Here is a 16,299-nt window from a genome sequence, read left to right on the forward strand (position 1 = left end):
AACCGGAGCGTACGCATGACCAGCATTCCACCGGGAAGGCCGGCCTGGGTCGACCTGTTCACCAGCGATCCCGCCGCGGCGGCCGGCTTCTACGCGCCGCTGTTCGGCTGGGCGGTCGCCGAGGCGACCGGCGAACCGCCAACCGGCCGTCTCGTCTTCCACCAGCAGGGCAGACCGGTCGCCGGCGCTGGCCCGACCGACGACGGGCAGCCTGCCTGGACGCCCTACCTGGCCACCGAGGACGTCGACACGGCCTGCGAACGCGCGACGGCCACCGGTGGGCGGCTCCGCTCGGGTCCCGTCGAAGTGTCCGGCTCCCGTCGCTCGGCGGTGCTCACCGACCCGGCCGGCGCGTCGTTCGGGGTGTGGCAGTCGCTGGGCCTCTCCGGGGCGGAGGTCTTCGACGTGCCGGGGGCGCTGACCTGGGCCGAGCTGACCACCCGGGAGCCCGACCGGGCCAAGGAGTTCTACGGTGCGGTCTTCGGCTGGACGGCCGACGACCAGCCGATGGATCTGGTCACCTACACCACCTGGCAGCGCGACGGCCAGCAGGTGGCCGGAATGATGCCGATGGTCGGCGAGGAGTGGGGCGACCTGCCGTCGCACTGGATGGTCTACTTCGCGGTCACCGACACCGACGCGGTGGCCGACGAGGCGCAGCGACTCGGCGGCAGCGTGTCCGTCCCGCCGACCGACCTGCCCCGGGGCCGGTTCGCGGTGCTGACCGACCCGCAAGGGGCGTTCTTCTCCATCCTCGGCCCGGTGCCCGCCCCCGCCTGACTCGCCCTGCGTCCGGACTACTGCCGCCTGGGGCGTACCGGCACCACGAGCGGTCCGTGCTCACCGTCGACGACCCGGACGCTGGCCCGGTAGTGCTCGGCGAGCAGCCGGTCGGTGAGCACCTCCCGGGGGGTACCGACCGCGGCCACCCGACCGGCGGCGAGCAGCACCATGCGGTCGGCGTACTCGCCGGCGATGGAGAGGTCGTGCATGGTGGCCAGCACCGTCAGGCCGTGCGTCCGACGTAGCTGGTCGACCAGTTCGAGGACCTCCTGCTGATGGCCGATGTCGAGGGCGCTGGTGGGCTCGTCGAGCAGCAGCAGGGTGGCGCCCTGGGCCAGCGCCCGGGCCAGGAAGACCCGCTGCCGCTCACCGCCGGAGAGGGTGGCCAACTCCCGGGCGTGGAAGCCGGCGAGGTCCAGCCGGTCGAGCACCTCGTGCACCACAGCCAGGTCGGTGGCGGACTCCCGGCCCAGTGGCGGGATGTACGGGTTACGACCGAGCAGCACGTAGTCCAGCACCGCCATGCCGGGCGGTACGACAGGCGACTGGGCGACCGTGGCCACCACCCGGGCCCGTTCCCGGCGGCGCAGCTCGTTCAGTGGCGTACCGAAGAGGCGGACGGCGTCCGGTGCGGGGAGCAGGCCGCCGACGGCGCGCAACAACGTCGACTTCCCCGCGCCGTTGGGGCCGATCACCGTGACCCACTCGCCGGTGGCGACGGTCAGGTCGACGCCCGCGAGGATCGGCGTACCGTCCAGGCTGATCCGCAGGTCGCGCAGGTCGACGGCGGGCGCGGCCGACGAGTCGCTCATGTCAGCACCCGCCGGGCGGAGCGCAGCACCACCACGAAGAACGGGCCGCCCAGCAGCGCGGTGACCACCCCGATCGGGATCTCCTGCGGTGCGGCGGCGGTCCGCGCCACCACGTCGGTCAGCGCCAGGAAGGCACCCCCGAACAGCAGCGACAGCGGCAGGATCACCCGGTAGCTCGCCCCGGCGAGCATCCGTACGGTGTGCGGCACGATGATGCCGACGAAGCCGATCAGGCCGGAGGCGGAGACGGCGGCGGCAGTACCCAGCGAGGCGGCGGCGATCAGCAGGTACCGGGACCGCTGCGGGTGCAGGCCGAGGCTGGCCGCCTCGTCGTCGCCGACCGACAGCACGTCCAACTCCCGCCGGTGCAGCAGGATGATCAGGCTGGTCAGCAGGAAGTACGGCAGCACCAGCCGGACGTCCTGCCAGCCGGCGGTGGCCAGCCGCCCGAGCAGCCACGAGTACACCTGCTGGATGCTCTCCGCGTTTCGTTGCAGCAGGTACGTCTGCCCGGCGCTGAGGAACGCGGAGACGGCCACGCCGGCCAGGATCAGGGTGGCCGGGGAACGGCTGCGCCCACCGGCGGAGCCGAGCAGGTAGGTCATCGCCACCGCCCCGAGGGAGCCGACGAAGGCGGCCAGCGGGATGGTGACCGGCAAACCGCTCAACGCGCCGCCCGCGCCCACTCCCAGGGTCAGCACCACGGTGACCGCCAGCCCGGCCCCGGCCGCGACGCCGAGCAGGTACGGGTCGGCCAACGGGTTGCGGAACACTCCCTGGTATGCGCCACCGGCCAGGGCAAGCAGCCCACCGACCAGCAGACCCAGCACCGCCCGGGGCAGCCGTAGCTCCGTGACGATGGCGATCTCCCGCTCGGTCAACCCGCTGTCCAGGCGTACCCCGGGCAGCAGATTGAGCAGTTCGATCGCGACGCTGCCGGGCGGCAGGCTCACCGGGCCGAGCGAGACCCCGGCCACCAGCGCGACGAGCACGGCCAGCACTCCGGCCGCGAGCCAGCGTTTCCGCAGGCCCGCCGGCCGGGGCGGGGTGGCCGCCCCGGCCGACGCGACCGGGCGGCCGGGCTTCAGCACGTCGTGCATGACCCGGTCAGCGCCCGGCCATCGTCACTGGGACACCTTGGCGGTGGCGTCCACGATGGTCCGCAACAGGTCCACCACGCGCGGCCCCCACCGGGAGGCGATGTCGTCGTCGAGCTCCACGACCTGGTCCTGCTGCACCGCGGTGAGCGAGCCCCAGCCGCTGCGTGCCTTGACCGTCGCGGCACTCTGCTGGCAGCACTTGACGTCGGAGAGGAAGACGAAGTCCGGGTTGGCGTCGACGATGACTTCCTGGGACAGCTGCGGGTAGCCGCCGTTCTTTCCGTCGGCGTCGGCCGCGTCGGCGATGTTCTCCAGCCCGGCGAGGCTGTAGATCGAACCGATGAAGGTCTTGCTGGTGGCGGTGTACAGCTCCGGGCCCAGCTCGTGGAAGTAGGTGGGCGCCTCGGCTCGCTGCGGCACCTCGGCCACGATCTTCGCGATGTCGTCCTTCATCCGCTGGACCACGTCGGTCGCCGCGTCGGGGTTGCCGGTGAGCGTGCCCAGCTCGGTGATCTGCCGGTACGAGTCGTCGAGGGTCTGCGCCGCCGGAGTCTGGTAAACCGGGATCTTGAGCTTGGTGAGCTGATCGACGATCTTGTTGCGGTCGTCACTGAGCACCACCAGGTCGGGGTCCTTCGCGGCGACCGCCTCGGCGTTCGGCTGGTAGCCGGAGAGATCCGTCTTCGGTGCGTCCGCCGGGAAGTTGGACTGGTCGTCGACCGCGGTGACCTGCGGGCCGGCGCCGATCGCGAAGAGCATCTCGGTGGCCGTGGCCGACAGCGAGACGATCTTCTCGGGTCGCTGTTCCAGGGTCAGCGACCCGACGCTGACGGGGAAGGTGGCGGCGCTCGGGCTGCCGCCGGCGCTGGGGGTGTCGGTGGTCTTCTCAGCGCAGGCGCCGAGCGCGAGCGCAGCCGCCGCCAGGCTGGCGGCGAAGACCCGGGGGGTACGTCTGAACATCGGTCCTCCTGTCGGTCGAGGATGTGCTGCTTCGCCGACAGGGAGCCAGGGGCACCCGTCCGCGAGGCGCCCTTCCTCGAGAGCGCGGATCGCGACCGCGCCCCAGGCGACCTGGCTCGTCCCCGGTAACGGGGCATCACAGTTGCGGGACAGCGCCGGTGTCGCACCGGCTTCGCTGGAACGGGTCGGTAAGACCGTAGCGCACGTCGCGTCTGCGCCCCGTTGAGCAGGCCGGTGGCGCTGCCGGAGGCCCGGCGGTGAGCGCTGGGAGAAAGCCGGTCTGCCCGTTTGGTCCTGGAACGGGGCCCCGCGCGAGGGGATGGCGGGGCCCCGTCCGATTTCAGGAGGAGGTGATGGTGACGTTGTCCACAGCCGCTTCGACGAGGCTGGCGGTCGAGGTGTCCGCGGCCTCCACCAGGATCCGGATGGACTGGCCCGCGTACGGAGTGAGGTTGAGGTTCGACACCGTCCAGGCACCGTTGCGGTTGCTGGCCGCACCGGCCTGGGTGAGCAGCGCCGTGGTGCCGCCGCTGTGCACCACGCTGACCCGGAAGTAGTCCGCTGACGACGAGTTGGAGCCGTGCGCCAGGTACCACGCCAGCGACAGGGTCAACGTGCCGCTGGCTGGCAGTGCGACAGCCGGCGAACGGGCGCTTGTCACCCCGCCGTCGATGTCGTAGTCACCTGCTCCGCTGCCGGCCAGGCGGCCGGTCACCAGGTCGTTGCTGCCCGCGTACGGGGTGAGCTGCTTGGCCCCACTGGAGCTGGTGGCCTGCGCGGCGCCCCGTTCCCACTGCCCGGTGGTCGCGGTGTCGGTGCCGTTGGGGTTGGTCGTCCAGCCGGTCGAGGTCTCGAAGGTGTCCGACCAGACCGTGGTCCCTCCGCCACCGCTGCCGCAGTACTGGGCCTGCTTGCCGATGGCCCGGTACGGGCAGTCGGCGTACTCGGAGAGGATCAGCACCGCCTCGCGGTTGCGCGTGGTCTGCTGCGGGATGACCTCGTCGGGCGGGTAGAAGCCGCCGCCGGAGGCCGAGCCCGGATACAGCTCGAAGGTGTACGCCCAGATGCCGTGTGTCGCCCACATCCAGTCGATGCTGCTGCCGTCGGTGATGTACAGGTCGCTGGACTGCTGCGGAGTGAAGCCGTTGGTCGCCGCCATCTGCTGGCCGATGGTGGCGAAGGTGTTGTACTGGTCGGCGCTCATCCCCGGGGCGGTGTTGTTGTACGTGTAGCCGTACGGCCAGAGCACCAGCTCGGAGTAGGTGTGGAAGTCGATGTTGGCCTTGATCTGCTGCACGCCGCCGACGACCCGGCTGTTGACGAAGTTGCGCAGCGCCTGCGTCTCGGGGGCGGAGAACGCCGACGGGCCCCGGTAGGTGTCCGAGGAGGTGGAACCGGACGAGCCGCCGCAGCACCCGAAGTTGTAGCTCCAGTTCCGGTTCAGGTCGGTGCCGACGTACGACGATCCGCTGTTGGGTTGGCGGTTCTTACGCCACGACCGGTAGGAGCCGGTGGCGATGTCGTACTCGCTGCCGTCCGGGTTGACCGAGGGCACGACCCAGATCTCCCGGTTGTTGACCAGGCTGGTGATGCGGGAGTCGGCACCGTAGTTGTCGGTGAAGAGGTTGAGCAGGTAGAGCGCCATCTCGACGGTCAGATGCTCCCGGGCGTGCTGCTGCGCGTTGAACAGGATCTCCGGCTCGTCCTCGTCGGTGGCGACGTTGTCGGAGATCTTCACCGCGACCAGGTCACGGCCCTCGTACGAGCTCCCGATGCTGACCTTCCGCGCGAGCGTCGGATGATCGGCCACGACCTTGTTCACCGCCGCGATCATCTCCGGATAGTCGTGGTAGTTGGAGTCGGCCGACGGGAAGCCGAGGAGCCCGACGTCGCCTTCCGCCTGCCCCCGTTCGGTCGGCAGCGCGGCGATCGCCTCCAGCCGGAACCCGAGCCGGGTGATGGCGGCGGCTTCGGCTCGGGTGGCCGACACGTGCAGCACCCCGTGCTCGGAGTAGTCGATGGCGGCACCCGTACGGGCGACCGCGCTGCGGTCGGCGAGCGTCTTCGGGCCGAGCACCCGGTAGGGCACGGCGGCCGGTTGTTGGTCCCGGTTGGGCGCCGGTTCGGCGGAGACCGGTGGCGCGGCGATGGTGAGCAGGCCGAGCCCGGCGGCGACGATGAGCGCCAGGGCACGGCGGACGGGGATGGAACGGAAGGCCATGGACAACCTCCTGGAGGCGCGGGGATCCCCCGCTCGGTAGCGGACAGCCCACCACCTGTCACATGGTCATATCAATATCGATCGTTGTTTGGCTCATCCCAACCGGATACTCATGTCCGCGACATGCTCCCGTCGACCAGCACGCCACGTAACCGGAGACCACGTCGCCGGGGCAGTCAGCCCTTCTCGTCGGTGGGCCGGTCACCCGTCGCGCCGTCGGCCTGGTCGTCGCCGGCCAGGGCGGAGCGCAGCCGCTCCTTCTCCACGCGACGACGCTCGGCGGCGGCGGCCATCTCCTCGGCCATCTCGTCACGCCAGCCCTTGAGCAGGAAGAACGAGAGCGCTGCGGAGAACAGCAGCGCCAGGATCAACTTGAGGAAGATGTCCATGTCGACCGGCCAGAGGGCCGCCACCACGACCACGAACAGACCGATCCGGCCGAGCGTGTACTTGACCGCCGCACTCACGTTCGTTCGCTCCGCTCGCTCATATCGTCACTCTGCCTCAGCCGGTCCGGTTGGCCAGCCAGCGCACGCCGGGAAACCAGATCATCGCGTACACCACGGTGAACGTGGTCGCGGCGAGCACGCCGGACAGCAGCGGCGGCAGCGCCGTAGCCACACCGGCGACCAGCAGTCCGGAGACCACCGCCATCGCCACGGCCACCAGCGCGGCCACCACCCGGGGCGCCCCGAAATCCCACGCCCGGAAGTCCTCCCAGAACAGCCAGGCGGGCAGGATCACGGCGAGCCAGCCGTTGGCCTGGCCGAACTCACCGGCACCGAACCAGGCGAAGGCAACGTCGAAGAGCACCAGCACCAGCAGCCCGATGACCACCCCGGCCAGGCCGACACCCACCAGGTCACCCAGGGTCCGGATCCGCCCCTCGGCGTCCCGGCGGGGAAACGCGCTCTGCTGCTCGGTCATCGTCGTGCCAGGGTACGCGTCGGGTCAGGCCCAGACCTGCTGCGGCTCGGCCCGACGCTCGGCCAGCGCGGGGGCGGCGTCGTACTCGCGGACCACCTCGTAGCGGGTGTTGCGCTCGACCGGGCGGAACCCGGCGTCCCAGATGAGGTGCAGCAGGTCGTCGCGGTGCATGGTGTTCGGCGTGCCGTACGAGTCGGCGTCGTGGGTGATCTTGTATTCCACGACCGAGCCGTCCAGGTCGTCGACACCGAAGTTGAGCGAGAGCTGGGCCACCGACAGGCCGTGCATGACCCAGAAGCACTTGACGTGCGGGACGTTGTCGAACAGCAGCCGGGAGACGGCGAAGGTCTTCAGCGACTCGGCCGGCGAGGCCATCGTGGTGCGAGCCTGGATCCGGTTACGGATCTTCCCGTCTGCCGAGTCGACGAAATCGTGCTGGTAGCGCAGCGGAATGAAGACCAGGAAGCCGCCGGTCTCGTCCTGCAACTCACGCAGCCGCAGTACATGGTCGACCCGGTGCCGGGGCTCCTCGATGTGGCCGTAGAGCATGGTCGACGGGGTCTTCATCCCCTTGCTGTGCGCCAGCCGGTGGATCCGGGACCAGTCCTCCCAGTGGCAGGCGTGGTCGACGATGTGCTGGCGGATCTCCCAGTCGAAGATCTCCGCGCCGCCACCGGTCAGCGACTCCAGGCCCGCGTCCATCAACTCGTCGAGGATCTCGTCTGCGCCCAGCCCGCTGATCTTCTCGAACCACTGCACCTCGGTCGCCGTGAACGCCTTGAGCTTGACGTTCGGCAGCGCGGCCTTCAGCTCGCGCAGGACCTTGGGGTAGTAACGCCAGGGCAGTGTCGGGTGCAGGCCGTTGACGATGTGCAGCTCGGTGAGCTGCTCGTCCTCCATCTCCTTGGCCTTACGGACCGCCTCGTCGATGCGCATCGTGTACGCGTCCTTCTCGCCCGGCTTGCGCTGGAAGGAGCAGTACGCGCAGCTCGCGCTGCACACGTTGGTGAGGTTCAGGTGCCGGTTGACGTTGAACATCACCCGGTCACCGTTCATCTCGGTGCGCCTGTGGTGGGCCAGCCGCCCCAACCAGGTCAGGTCGTCGCTGGAGTAGAGGGCGATCCCGTCCTCACGAGTCAGCCGCTCCCCCGCGTACACCTTCGCTTCGAGCTCACGCTTGAGTCCGGCGTCCATCGAAAGCCCCGTCCCCTTCCACCTGCGGTCGCGACCGGAACACGGCCGCCACCCGAGCCTACGTCGGCCGCGTCGGCACCTCACACCGTGGTGGTCAGCAGCGAACTCTCAGCCTCCCGTTATCCGGCCAGACATCGACACCAGTGCACCGCGTGAGGTAAGACAGGGTGGGGCACGACACACACTGGTAGCGTCCCGAACCGCCGCGCCGACCGAGCGCGGCCAAAGCAACGCCGGACGGGGAGCCGAATGATCGACAGCGCGGACGGACGGCAGCGGCGACGAGGTCCGGTGGTCTCACCGGTGCTCCGGCCGGCGCTCTGGTCCGCCCTGCTCGCCGCGGTCGCCAGTACGGTCCTCGCCGCACCGGCGTACGCCGAGCCCGGCATACCCGTCACGGTGCCCGACACCGGTTCCCGGCCCACGGCCACCGGGCCTCTCCAACTACCCGGCATGCCCGCCGGCACGACCCCGGGCCTGACGCCACCGACGCTCGGCACCCCAGGTGCCAGCGCGTTGGAAACCCGGATCACCGCCGCGGAGGCGCGGGTCGCCGAGTTGGGCACCCGACTGCTCGAACTCGAACAGCAGCGCAACGAGGTGCAGACCCAGTTCCTCACCGCCGAGCGTGATCTTGAGTTCGCCCGGGGCGCGGTCCAGCAGGCGCAGCAGCGCGCGGACCAGGTCGCCGCCGAGGCCATCAAGGCTGCCGCCGCGCTACCACCCGGCGGGTTCGCCACCGACCTGCGTGACCTGGACCTGCTCAGCCGGGCGAACCGCGGCGAGAAGGTCGGGCACGACACCGGCCCGGCCGCCGGCGAGATGGCGCGTGCCCGCGCCGACGAGCAGGTGGCGACGCAGGCGCACGCCGCCGCCCAGTCGCGACTTCAGGGCGTTCAGCAGCAGTACACCGCCACCAAGCAGGCACTGCGCGACGCCGAAGCGGAACTGATCAAGCTACGCGACGAGAACTCCGCGCAGCTGGTCGAGTTGGCCCGCCAGCAGGAGGCCGCCGAGCAGCAGCTCGGTGCCGACTACGTCGACCAGTCCGCCGGTGGGCTCTCCGCGCACCCCACGGCAAAGGCCGCCGTCGCGTACGCCCGGAAACAACTCGGCGACCCGTACGTCTGGGCGGCCGAGGGACCGAACTCGTTCGACTGCTCCGGCCTGATGTGGGCCGCATACCGGTCGGCGGGTTACCGCCAGCTGCCGCGGGTCTCCCGGGACCAGTACCGCGCCACCAGCTCGCGGACGGTGCCGCGCACCGCGCTGCTTCCTGGCGACCTGCTCTTCTTCGCCTCGGGTAGCAGTTGGCAGAGCATCCACCACGTGGGGATGTACGTCGGCGGCGGCAAGATGATCCACGCGCCGACCACCGGTGACGTGGTCAAGATCTCCACGGTTCGCTGGTCCCGGCTCTACGCCGCGACCCGGGTGGTGGGTGCGGTTCCGGCACCGACGTCCTCGCCGACCCCGTCGCAGCCACCGACCCCCAAGCCCAAGCCGACCCCCAAGCCCACGCCGAAGCCGACCAAGACGACGAAGCCGACGCCGAAGCCCACCAAGACGACGACTCCCTCGCCCACTCCCTCGGGCTCGACCACGCCGTCGCCGACCCCGACGGGCTCCACCACGCCCTCGGCAACCCCGTCGGCGACCACCACGCCGTCGGCAACCCGGTCGGCGACCACCACCCCGTCGGCGACGACCTCAGCCTCCGAGGCCACCTCGCCGACCCTCGGGGCCAGCAGCGTCGCTCCGACCACCGCCGCCGGCAAGGCCGATCCGACCACGGCGGCGAGCAGCGGGGCACCGGACGAGAGCGCCTCGGCCAGCCCGTCCACGGCCAGCGGACGGTGACCTGAGCCCGCACCCGCAGCCCGCCCACCCGTGGCGCGGTACGCACTCCGGGTGTGCCGGACGGGTGGAATATGGCACGGTGTCACTCAGGCACTCCCGGTCCGGCGACACGGGTCCGGTTGCGAGCGTGGCGCGGAGGCGACGATGACGGAGCAAGAGGTTCCGGCGGGGCTGGCGGGTCCGCCCCCTACGCCCACGGCCGAGCCAGAACCCACCGCCACCGCCCAGCCGGAACCCACCCCCACCACCGCGCCGGAGCCGGATACCAGCGCTTCCGCGGACCCGGCGGCCGATGAGCCCGCCCAACCATTCACCAATCGGCCCAGCGCAGACGCCGCCACCCGGCCGGCGGGACCGGCCCGGGGCCGGGCAGGCGTCGCCACGGTGACGGCACCCGGCGGCCTGAGTCACGGTCAGCCACCGGCCGGCGCCGGGCTGGCCGGGGCCGGAGGGGGCACCACGTACCGGGCCACCGCCGGACCGGTGGGCACGAACGGAGGTGTCGCGCTCGACGGATCGACCTCGGCGACCGGCATACCCGGTCAACGGGAGGCTGTCCAGCCGTACCGGGAGCCGACGGCATCGAAATCGGCGCGGGCCAGTGTTCGGGTGCCTGGGCTCAGCCGGGTGAGCGTGGACGAGGCGGAGTCCGCCGGAGGGGGCGGCAAGACGTCCGGTGTCTACCGGTCCGCTCCGGCCCAACCGGGAGCGGCCAGGCCAGCCGGACCGGAGCCGGTCGAGCCACCGGAGCCCGCAAGGCCGCCGGAGCCGGCCGAACCGCCGACGCCGCCCGCACCCGGGCCGGAACCGGCACCCCATCCCCCGGTGCCCGGACCGGTCCCACCGGGGCCTACCCCACCGTCGCCGTCGCCGGCACCGCCCTCCCCGGCACCGGTGCCGCCGACGCCCGGTCCGTACCCGCCGGGGCCAGCCCCCATTCCGCCACCTGCCCCCCGGCCCGCGCCGCCGGTTCCGGGCCCGCCGACGCCGCCTCCCGGTCCGCCCGCACCGCCGCCGACGCCGCCTCCCGGTCCGCCCGTACCGCCGCCACCGCCGCCACCGGGCCCGATGCCGGCGCCCCCGTTCCCGCCGCCACCGGCCAACGCGGACACCATCCGGCCCACACCGTCCGCCGCCGTGTCCCGCACCGGCTCGCCCGCCAGCCCTGGCGAGGCCGACGCGGCTCCGGTCGTGCCGGCACCGGCGCTGCCTGTCTGGCCGCCACCGACCAACCCCGGCGGCCGCCGGGACGAGCCCGCGCCCAGCTCGCCGGCGGTCGCACCCCGGCCCTCGTCCCGTCCGGGACTGCGTCCGGGCTCCGCTGAGGTGGCACCTACTCAGCGTCCCGGCGGCTCCGACCTGAGCGCGTACTACGCCGGGTTGGAAAGTTCGGCGACGGTGGCCTTCCCGGCCGGGGAGCAGGAGACCTCCGGCTCGTTGACCGGGCACATCCTGGCTCAGGGCTGGGCGGACACGGCGGCCGAGAGGTCGCGCAGCACGCTCCGGGTCGTGATCCTGATGGCGGTCGCGTTGGGGGTGCTGGTCGCGATCAGCGTGATGGTGGTGCTCTTCGCAAACGACGCGCTGCCCAGCGCGAGCAGTGGCCTGCCGGGTGACCGACAGCTCCCGGATCGTTGGTGAGTCCGCCCACTACCTGACTCCGGCGCGGGTGGGCACGCGCCGACCGCCGTACACTGGTCGCTGATCATTGACCTGGCGCGTGCACACGCGCCCATGGGCGATCTTGCGGAAGATCCGGCGGCCACGGCCGCAGCGGGACATCGCGAAGATGCGCCCCGCTCGAAAGGCATTTCTTGACCACCTCCGCTGACCTCGGCATGCCCCCGTTCTCCCCCGACCTTCCCGCCGCGCCACAGCCGGCCGGCACGACCACCCCGGTCACCTTCGACTCGCTCGGGCTTCCCCGGCAGTTGGTCCGCGCCCTGGACCGACAGGGCATCACCACTCCGTTCGAGATCCAACAGGCCACCGTGCCGGACGCGCTGGCCGGGCGTGACGTGCTGGGCCGTGGGCAGACCGGCTCCGGCAAGACTCTCGCGTTCGGGCTGCCGCTGCTGGCCCGGATCGCCGCCGGTGAGCGGGCCCGGCCCCGGCATCCACGGGCCCTGGTCCTGGTGCCCACCCGCGAACTGGCCATGCAGGTGAACGACGCGCTGCTGCCGCTGGGCAAGGCCGTCGGCGTGTTCCTCAAGACCGCCGTCGGCGGGGTGCCGTACGACCGGCAGATCGATGCCCTGCGGCGCGGCGTCGAGGTGGTGGTGGCCACCCCGGGTCGGCTCGCCGACCTGATCGACCGGGGTGTGTGCCAGCTCGACGACGTCGAGGTCACCGTGCTCGACGAGGCCGACCAGATGGCCGACATGGGTTTCCTGCCCGAGGTCACCGAGCTGCTGGCGAAGACGCCGGCGGATGCGCAGCGACTGCTCTTCTCGGCCACTCTGGACGGTGACGTCGACGCGCTGGTGCGGCGGTTCATGACCGACCCGGTCACCCACTCGACCGCCCCGCCGACCGCAGCAGTGTCCACGATGGACCACCACCTGCTGCTCATTCCGCCGCAGGAGAAGTTCCCGGTGACCGCGTCGATCGCCGCGCGGAAGGGCCGGACCATCGTGTTCGCCCGTACCCAGTTGGGCGTGGACCGGCTGGTCACCCAGCTCGCCGCCGTCGGCGTACGGGCCGGAGGGCTGCACGGCGGCAAGACGCAGCGGATGCGTACCCGCACCCTGGCTGAGTTCCGCGAGGGACGGACCAACGTCCTGGTCGCCACCGACGTCGCGGCACGGGGCATCCACGTCGACGGGGTCTCCCTCGTGCTGCACGTCGACCCGCCGAAGGACCCGAAGGACTACCTGCACCGTGCGGGGCGTACCGCCCGGGCCGGTGAGGCCGGTGCGGTGGCCACTCTGGTGCTGCCGAAGCAGCGCCGCACCACCCTGGCCATGCTGGAGAAGGCCGGCGTGGAGCCGGCTCAGTCCCGGGTACGCGTCGGCGACCCGGTGCTGGCTGAGCTGACCGGGGCGCGGGAGCCGAGCGGGGTGCCGGTACGCGAGGAGCCGGAGCAACAGCCCCGGCGCGGCAGCCGGCCGGGCGGCCCCCGTCGCTTCGGCGACCGGCCGGGCGGCGAGCGCCGCTACGCCGACCACGGTCACCGGGGCGAGCGTCGCTTCGCGGAGCAGGCACCGGGCGACCGCCGATACCACGACAACCCGCGCGGCGAGCGCCGCTTCGGCAGTGACCGGGGCGGTCGGTCGGAGGGGTGGAATCGGTCGGAGGGGTGGAACACGCACGACCGGCCACGCGACGACCGGCGTGGGACGGGCGGCCGGCCGCGGGCCCGCAGCTACTGACCCCCGCGCTCCGCTCACGGTGCTGATCTTCGGCGCATACGCTGCCCGGCTCCGCCGGGTGGCGTAACGTCCGGCTCATGCCGACCACGCCGAAGTCACTGCTGTGGACCCGTACGGACACCGCCGGTGCCGAGCACGCCCTGGTCGACGACGGCCACGGCTTGACGGCGCAGGGCACCCAGTTGGCCGTCGACCCGGTTCCCTACACGTGTCGCTACCAGGTGACCACCGACACCGACTGGGCCAGTGTCCGCCTTGAGGTCGAGGTCGAGGGAGCCGGGTGGCGGCGCAGCGTACGGCTGGAACGGGCGACGCAGCGGTGGCGGGTGACCGCCGCCGAGCAGGGTGACCTCGACGCGGTCCTGACCGCCGCCGGGCACGCCCCGGCCGGGCTGCCGGGCGTGGAGGACCAGGATCGGCTGGCCGACGCCCTCGACGTGGATCTGGGCGGCTCGCCGCTGTTCAACACCCTGCCGCTGCGTCGGCTCGGCCTGAACACCGCACCTCCGGACACCGCGCACTCGATAAGCGTGGCCTGGGTGCTGCTGCCCAGCCTCACCGTGCTCCCCGCCGAGCAGGTCTACACCGGGCTGGGCCCGAACCGGTTCCGGTACGCGAGCGGCGGCTTCAGCGCCGAGGTCGAGGTGGACGCCGACGGCTACGTGCTGCGTTACCCAGGGCTGGCCGAGCGCGCGCCGACACGCTGAGAGCGGATTTCATCGCTAGTGCGTGCCGCATGCCGGTCCGTTCGGCCGCGCGCCGTCGACCGTTAGCCCACATCCACCCGCAGCCGGGATGACCGCGCCCCGCCTTGTGGGGCCCGCCTGCCGGCACGTCCGATGACCGCCCGACCACGGTCGGGTAAACGCTCTCTACCATTCGCTGATTGACAGCATCAATTTCTTACGCCAATCAGGCGACAATTACCGGCATGTCACCTTCCCGACAGTCCCGTCCATGGGACCGGATCGATCGCCGGAGTATGGTTCGCGTAATCAATTCGGAACCGTCTTTTGTAACTCCGCGCCTCACCCGCAATTGTTCGACCGAGTCGGGCGGCCGACGCCCAAGCGACCGCAAGGAGGGGAGCAAACGTGACGGAGCATTCCGGCGTCACACAGATAAGGGTCAACCGTGCCACGTTGTGGATCGGTGGCGACGTTTATCAGCTCAGCAGCATCGCCCGCGTCCGGTCGCTGATGTCCGAGCCCGACCGCCGGGGTATCGGGCGCGCGATCGCCCGAGCCGGTGGCTGGTTCGCCGGCGGAGTGCTGCTGCTCTGCTGCGTCGGGCAGATGGAGCTGCCAGGTTTCGCGCTCGTCCTGGTCGCCGCCGTCGTGCTCGGCGTGGTCGCGCATCACGTGTGGCGGGCCGTCCGGCTCGCCCGTCAGGCGACCCAGTACGCGCTGGTCGTCGAAACGAACGGGGCGACCAGTGCGGCCCTCGTGAGCACCGATCGCGCCATGGTGGAGGGTCTGGTCAACCTGATCGCGAACGCTCTGGAGAACCCGCCGGCCCGGGAAATCGTCCAGAACATCGACAACCGGAAACTGGTATTCGGAGACGAAATAAACATGATGGGTGGCGGCGTCCAGATCGGGAAGGTGGCACGCGGTGACTGAACATGTCCACGGCGACCAGATAAACATGCGTGACGGCCAGGTGCAGATCGGCAAAATCGTCGGACCGGCGCTGTCCGAACTGATGCAGCTGATCGCCGTACTTCAGGAGAAAGGACACGTCGACAACCACGGTAACGTCGTCGACCCGGCAGCCGCCGCTGCTCACGTCGGCGCGGAGAAGGGCCGCTTCGGCAATCTCGGCCGGGCGGTCGGGAGCGGATTGGGGCCGGTGTTGCAGAACACGATCGCCGGTACCGCGGCCCAGTTCATCGTGCGGTTGTTCCAGTGAGCGCCCTGGCCGGCGGCTCCGCCGGGCGGTCAGGCCGACGGCTCCGGCCGGGCGGTCAGGCCGGCCAGGAGCCGTCGGTCAGGAAGCGGTCGACGGTGGCCAGGTGCGGCGCCAGGTCGAGGCCCTGCCCGGCCACCCATTCGTCGGCGTAGTAGGTGTCGGCGTACCTGTCGCCCGCGTCGCAGATCAGGGTGACCACCGAGCCCGTCCGGCCGGCGGCCAGCAGTTCGGCGATCAGGCCGAAGGCACCCCACAGGTTGGTGCCGGTCGAGCCGCCCACCCGCCGGCCCAGCACCGCCGAGGCGGCCCGCATGGCCGCCAGGGAAGCCGCATCGGGCACCTGCACCATCCGGTCCACCACCGAGGGCAGGAAGGACGCCTCCACGGTCGGGCGGCCGATGCCCTCGATTCGGGAGCCCCGACCGGTGCGTACCGACCAGTCGGCCGCCTGCCAGGCGGGGTAGAACGCGGAGTTCTCCGGATCGACCACGCAGAGCTTGGTGGGCAGCCGCCGGTAGCGGGCGTACCGGCCGATGGTGGCGCTGGTCCCACCGGTACCCGCGCCGACCACGATCCACGCCGGGATCGGATGCCGCTCCAGGGCGAGCTGCGCGTAGATCGACTCGGCGATGTTGTTGTTGCCCCGCCAGTCGGTGGCGCGCTCCGCGTAGGTGAACTGGTCCATGTAGTGCCCGCCGGAGTCCTCGGCGAGCCAGCGTGCCTCGATGACCACCTTCGCCGGGTCCTGGACGAGATGGCACCGACCGCCCTGGAACTCGATCTGGGCGATCTTCTCGGGCGAGGTGGAGGCGGGCATCACCGCGATGAAGGGCAACCCGAGCATCCGGGCGAAGTACGCCTCGGAGACCGCCGTGGAGCCGGACGACGCCTCGATGATCGTGGTGCCCGGCCCGATCCAGCCGTTGCAGAGCCCGTACAGGAACAGGGAGCGGGCCAGCCGGTGCTTCAGCGACCCGGTCGGGTGGACCGACTCGTCCTTGAGGTAGAGGTCGATCCCCCAGTGCCGGGGCAGCGGGAACGGCAGCAGGTGGGTGTCGGCGGACCGGTTCGCGTCCGCCTCGACCGCCGCGATCGCCTCGGTCACCCACCGCCGGCTGGCCTCGTCGCACCGGTCGAGATGAGTCACGCCCGGAAACCTA

16 protein-coding genes and 1 riboswitch are annotated in these 16,299 nt (G+C 71.4%); of the genes, 7 read left to right on the top strand and 9 right to left on the bottom strand.

Translation table 11 applies throughout. The annotated features are described in order from the left end of the window. The first annotated feature begins 15 nt into the window (after window positions 1–15). Window positions 16–780: a VOC family protein gene (locus KBX50_RS24250; RefSeq protein ID WP_210940009.1), complete on the top strand. Its 765-nt coding sequence runs from the start codon at window positions 16–18 to the stop codon at window positions 778–780. A 17-nt stretch (window positions 781–797) separates the two neighbouring features. Here the strand turns inward: KBX50_RS24250 and KBX50_RS24255 are convergent, their stop codons facing one another. The 7 genes from KBX50_RS24255 to mqnE all read right to left on the bottom strand — a co-directional run bounded on the left by KBX50_RS24255 (window position 798) and on the right by mqnE (window position 7,997). After that, window positions 798–1,595, bottom strand: coding sequence for an ABC transporter ATP-binding protein (locus KBX50_RS24255; RefSeq protein ID WP_210940010.1), 798 nt, complete (start codon window positions 1,593–1,595; stop codon window positions 798–800). Continuing rightward, on the bottom strand, window positions 1,592–2,695 hold the full coding sequence (locus KBX50_RS24260) for an iron ABC transporter permease (RefSeq protein WP_210940011.1): 1,104 nt from the start codon (window positions 2,693–2,695) through the stop codon (window positions 1,592–1,594). Before KBX50_RS24260 ends, KBX50_RS24255 begins: the two co-directional genes overlap by 4 nt. A 24-nt stretch (window positions 2,696–2,719) precedes the next feature. After that, on the bottom strand, window positions 2,720–3,655 hold the full coding sequence (locus KBX50_RS24265; RefSeq protein WP_210940012.1) for an ABC transporter substrate-binding protein: 936 nt from the start codon (window positions 3,653–3,655) through the stop codon (window positions 2,720–2,722). A gap of 110 nt (window positions 3,656–3,765) precedes the next feature. Further along, window positions 3,766–3,826: riboswitch (cobalamin riboswitch) on the bottom strand. A gap of 169 nt (window positions 3,827–3,995) precedes the next feature. Further along, entirely contained in the window at window positions 3,996–5,876 is a 1,881-nt protein-coding gene (locus KBX50_RS24270) for a M14 family zinc carboxypeptidase (protein WP_210940013.1), read from the bottom strand. 176 nt (window positions 5,877–6,052) lie between these two features. Further along, window positions 6,053–6,343, bottom strand: a complete 291-nt coding sequence (locus tag KBX50_RS24275) for a DUF4229 domain-containing protein (protein WP_093403985.1) — start codon at window positions 6,341–6,343, stop codon at window positions 6,053–6,055. Between the two features lie 37 nt (window positions 6,344–6,380). Then, complete coding sequence (locus KBX50_RS24280) at window positions 6,381–6,803, bottom strand: hypothetical protein (RefSeq protein WP_210940014.1); 423 nt, start codon at window positions 6,801–6,803, stop codon at window positions 6,381–6,383. Between the two features lie 24 nt (window positions 6,804–6,827). Then, window positions 6,828–7,997 (bottom strand): aminofutalosine synthase MqnE, encoded by a 1,170-nt coding sequence (mqnE, locus tag KBX50_RS24285; RefSeq protein WP_210940015.1) that lies wholly within the window; start codon window positions 7,995–7,997, stop codon window positions 6,828–6,830. 249 nt (window positions 7,998–8,246) lie between these two features. Between mqnE and KBX50_RS24290 the strand changes: the two genes are divergently transcribed. Then, window positions 8,247–9,857, top strand: a complete 1,611-nt coding sequence (locus KBX50_RS24290; protein WP_210940016.1) for a C40 family peptidase — start codon at window positions 8,247–8,249, stop codon at window positions 9,855–9,857. Window positions 9,858–10,707: 850 nt separating this feature from the next. Here KBX50_RS24290 and KBX50_RS24295 read toward each other — a convergent pair. Beyond that, on the bottom strand, window positions 10,708–10,953 hold the full coding sequence (locus KBX50_RS24295; protein WP_210940017.1) for a hypothetical protein: 246 nt from the start codon (window positions 10,951–10,953) through the stop codon (window positions 10,708–10,710). A gap of 41 nt (window positions 10,954–10,994) precedes the next feature. Here KBX50_RS24295 and KBX50_RS24300 point away from each other — a divergent pair, with 41 nt between their 5' ends. The 5 genes from KBX50_RS24300 to KBX50_RS24320 all read left to right on the top strand — a co-directional run bounded on the left by KBX50_RS24300 (window position 10,995) and on the right by KBX50_RS24320 (window position 15,139). Beyond that, window positions 10,995–11,498: a hypothetical protein gene (locus tag KBX50_RS24300; RefSeq protein ID WP_210940018.1), complete on the top strand. Its 504-nt coding sequence runs from the start codon at window positions 10,995–10,997 to the stop codon at window positions 11,496–11,498. A gap of 197 nt (window positions 11,499–11,695) precedes the next feature. After that, window positions 11,696–13,228 (top strand): DEAD/DEAH box helicase, encoded by a 1,533-nt coding sequence (locus KBX50_RS24305; protein ID WP_210940044.1) that lies wholly within the window; start codon window positions 11,696–11,698, stop codon window positions 13,226–13,228. Window positions 13,229–13,305: 77 nt separating this feature from the next. Next, entirely contained in the window at window positions 13,306–13,935 is a 630-nt protein-coding gene (locus KBX50_RS24310; protein WP_210940019.1) for a putative glycolipid-binding domain-containing protein, read from the top strand. 387 nt (window positions 13,936–14,322) lie between these two features. Continuing rightward, window positions 14,323–14,850 (top strand): DUF6232 family protein, encoded by a 528-nt coding sequence (locus tag KBX50_RS24315; RefSeq protein WP_210940020.1) that lies wholly within the window; start codon window positions 14,323–14,325, stop codon window positions 14,848–14,850. Continuing rightward, on the top strand, window positions 14,843–15,139 hold the full coding sequence (locus KBX50_RS24320; RefSeq protein WP_210940021.1) for a hypothetical protein: 297 nt from the start codon (window positions 14,843–14,845) through the stop codon (window positions 15,137–15,139). Before KBX50_RS24315 ends, KBX50_RS24320 begins: the two co-directional genes overlap by 8 nt. A 55-nt stretch (window positions 15,140–15,194) precedes the next feature. On the opposite strand, the gene KBX50_RS24325 is transcribed toward KBX50_RS24320, so the two are convergent. After that, the gene (locus tag KBX50_RS24325; RefSeq protein ID WP_210940022.1) at window positions 15,195–16,286 is read right to left on the bottom strand and encodes a PLP-dependent cysteine synthase family protein; all 1,092 of its coding nucleotides are present in this window, start codon (window positions 16,284–16,286) and stop codon (window positions 15,195–15,197) included. Window positions 16,287–16,299 lie beyond the last annotated feature (13 nt).

It is taken from the genome of Micromonospora sp. C51 (assembly GCF_018070435.1).
Lineage (GTDB): Bacteria > Actinomycetota > Actinomycetes > Mycobacteriales > Micromonosporaceae > Micromonospora > Micromonospora sediminimaris.

What these genes read in the sequence shown, in the direction of transcription:
- KBX50_RS24305 (WP_210940044.1), top strand. Translation starts at nt 11,696, where the DNA reads ATGCCCCCGTTCTCCCCCGACCTTCCCGCCGCGCCACAGCCGGCCGGC.
- KBX50_RS24280 (WP_210940014.1), bottom strand. Translation starts at nt 6,803, where the DNA reads ATGACCGAGCAGCAGAGCGCGTTTCCCCGCCGGGACGCCGAGGGGCGG.
- mqnE (WP_210940015.1), bottom strand. Translation starts at nt 7,997, where the DNA reads ATGGACGCCGGACTCAAGCGTGAGCTCGAAGCGAAGGTGTACGCGGGG.
- KBX50_RS24310 (WP_210940019.1), top strand. Translation starts at nt 13,306, where the DNA reads ATGCCGACCACGCCGAAGTCACTGCTGTGGACCCGTACGGACACCGCC.
- KBX50_RS24265 (WP_210940012.1), bottom strand. Translation starts at nt 3,655, where the DNA reads ATGTTCAGACGTACCCCCCGGGTCTTCGCCGCCAGCCTGGCGGCGGCT.
- KBX50_RS24250 (WP_210940009.1), top strand. Translation starts at nt 16, where the DNA reads ATGACCAGCATTCCACCGGGAAGGCCGGCCTGGGTCGACCTGTTCACC.
- KBX50_RS24255 (WP_210940010.1), bottom strand. Translation starts at nt 1,595, where the DNA reads ATGAGCGACTCGTCGGCCGCGCCCGCCGTCGACCTGCGCGACCTGCGG.
- KBX50_RS24290 (WP_210940016.1), top strand. Translation starts at nt 8,247, where the DNA reads ATGATCGACAGCGCGGACGGACGGCAGCGGCGACGAGGTCCGGTGGTC.
- KBX50_RS24270 (WP_210940013.1), bottom strand. Translation starts at nt 5,876, where the DNA reads ATGGCCTTCCGTTCCATCCCCGTCCGCCGTGCCCTGGCGCTCATCGTC.
- KBX50_RS24260 (WP_210940011.1), bottom strand. Translation starts at nt 2,695, where the DNA reads ATGCACGACGTGCTGAAGCCCGGCCGCCCGGTCGCGTCGGCCGGGGCG.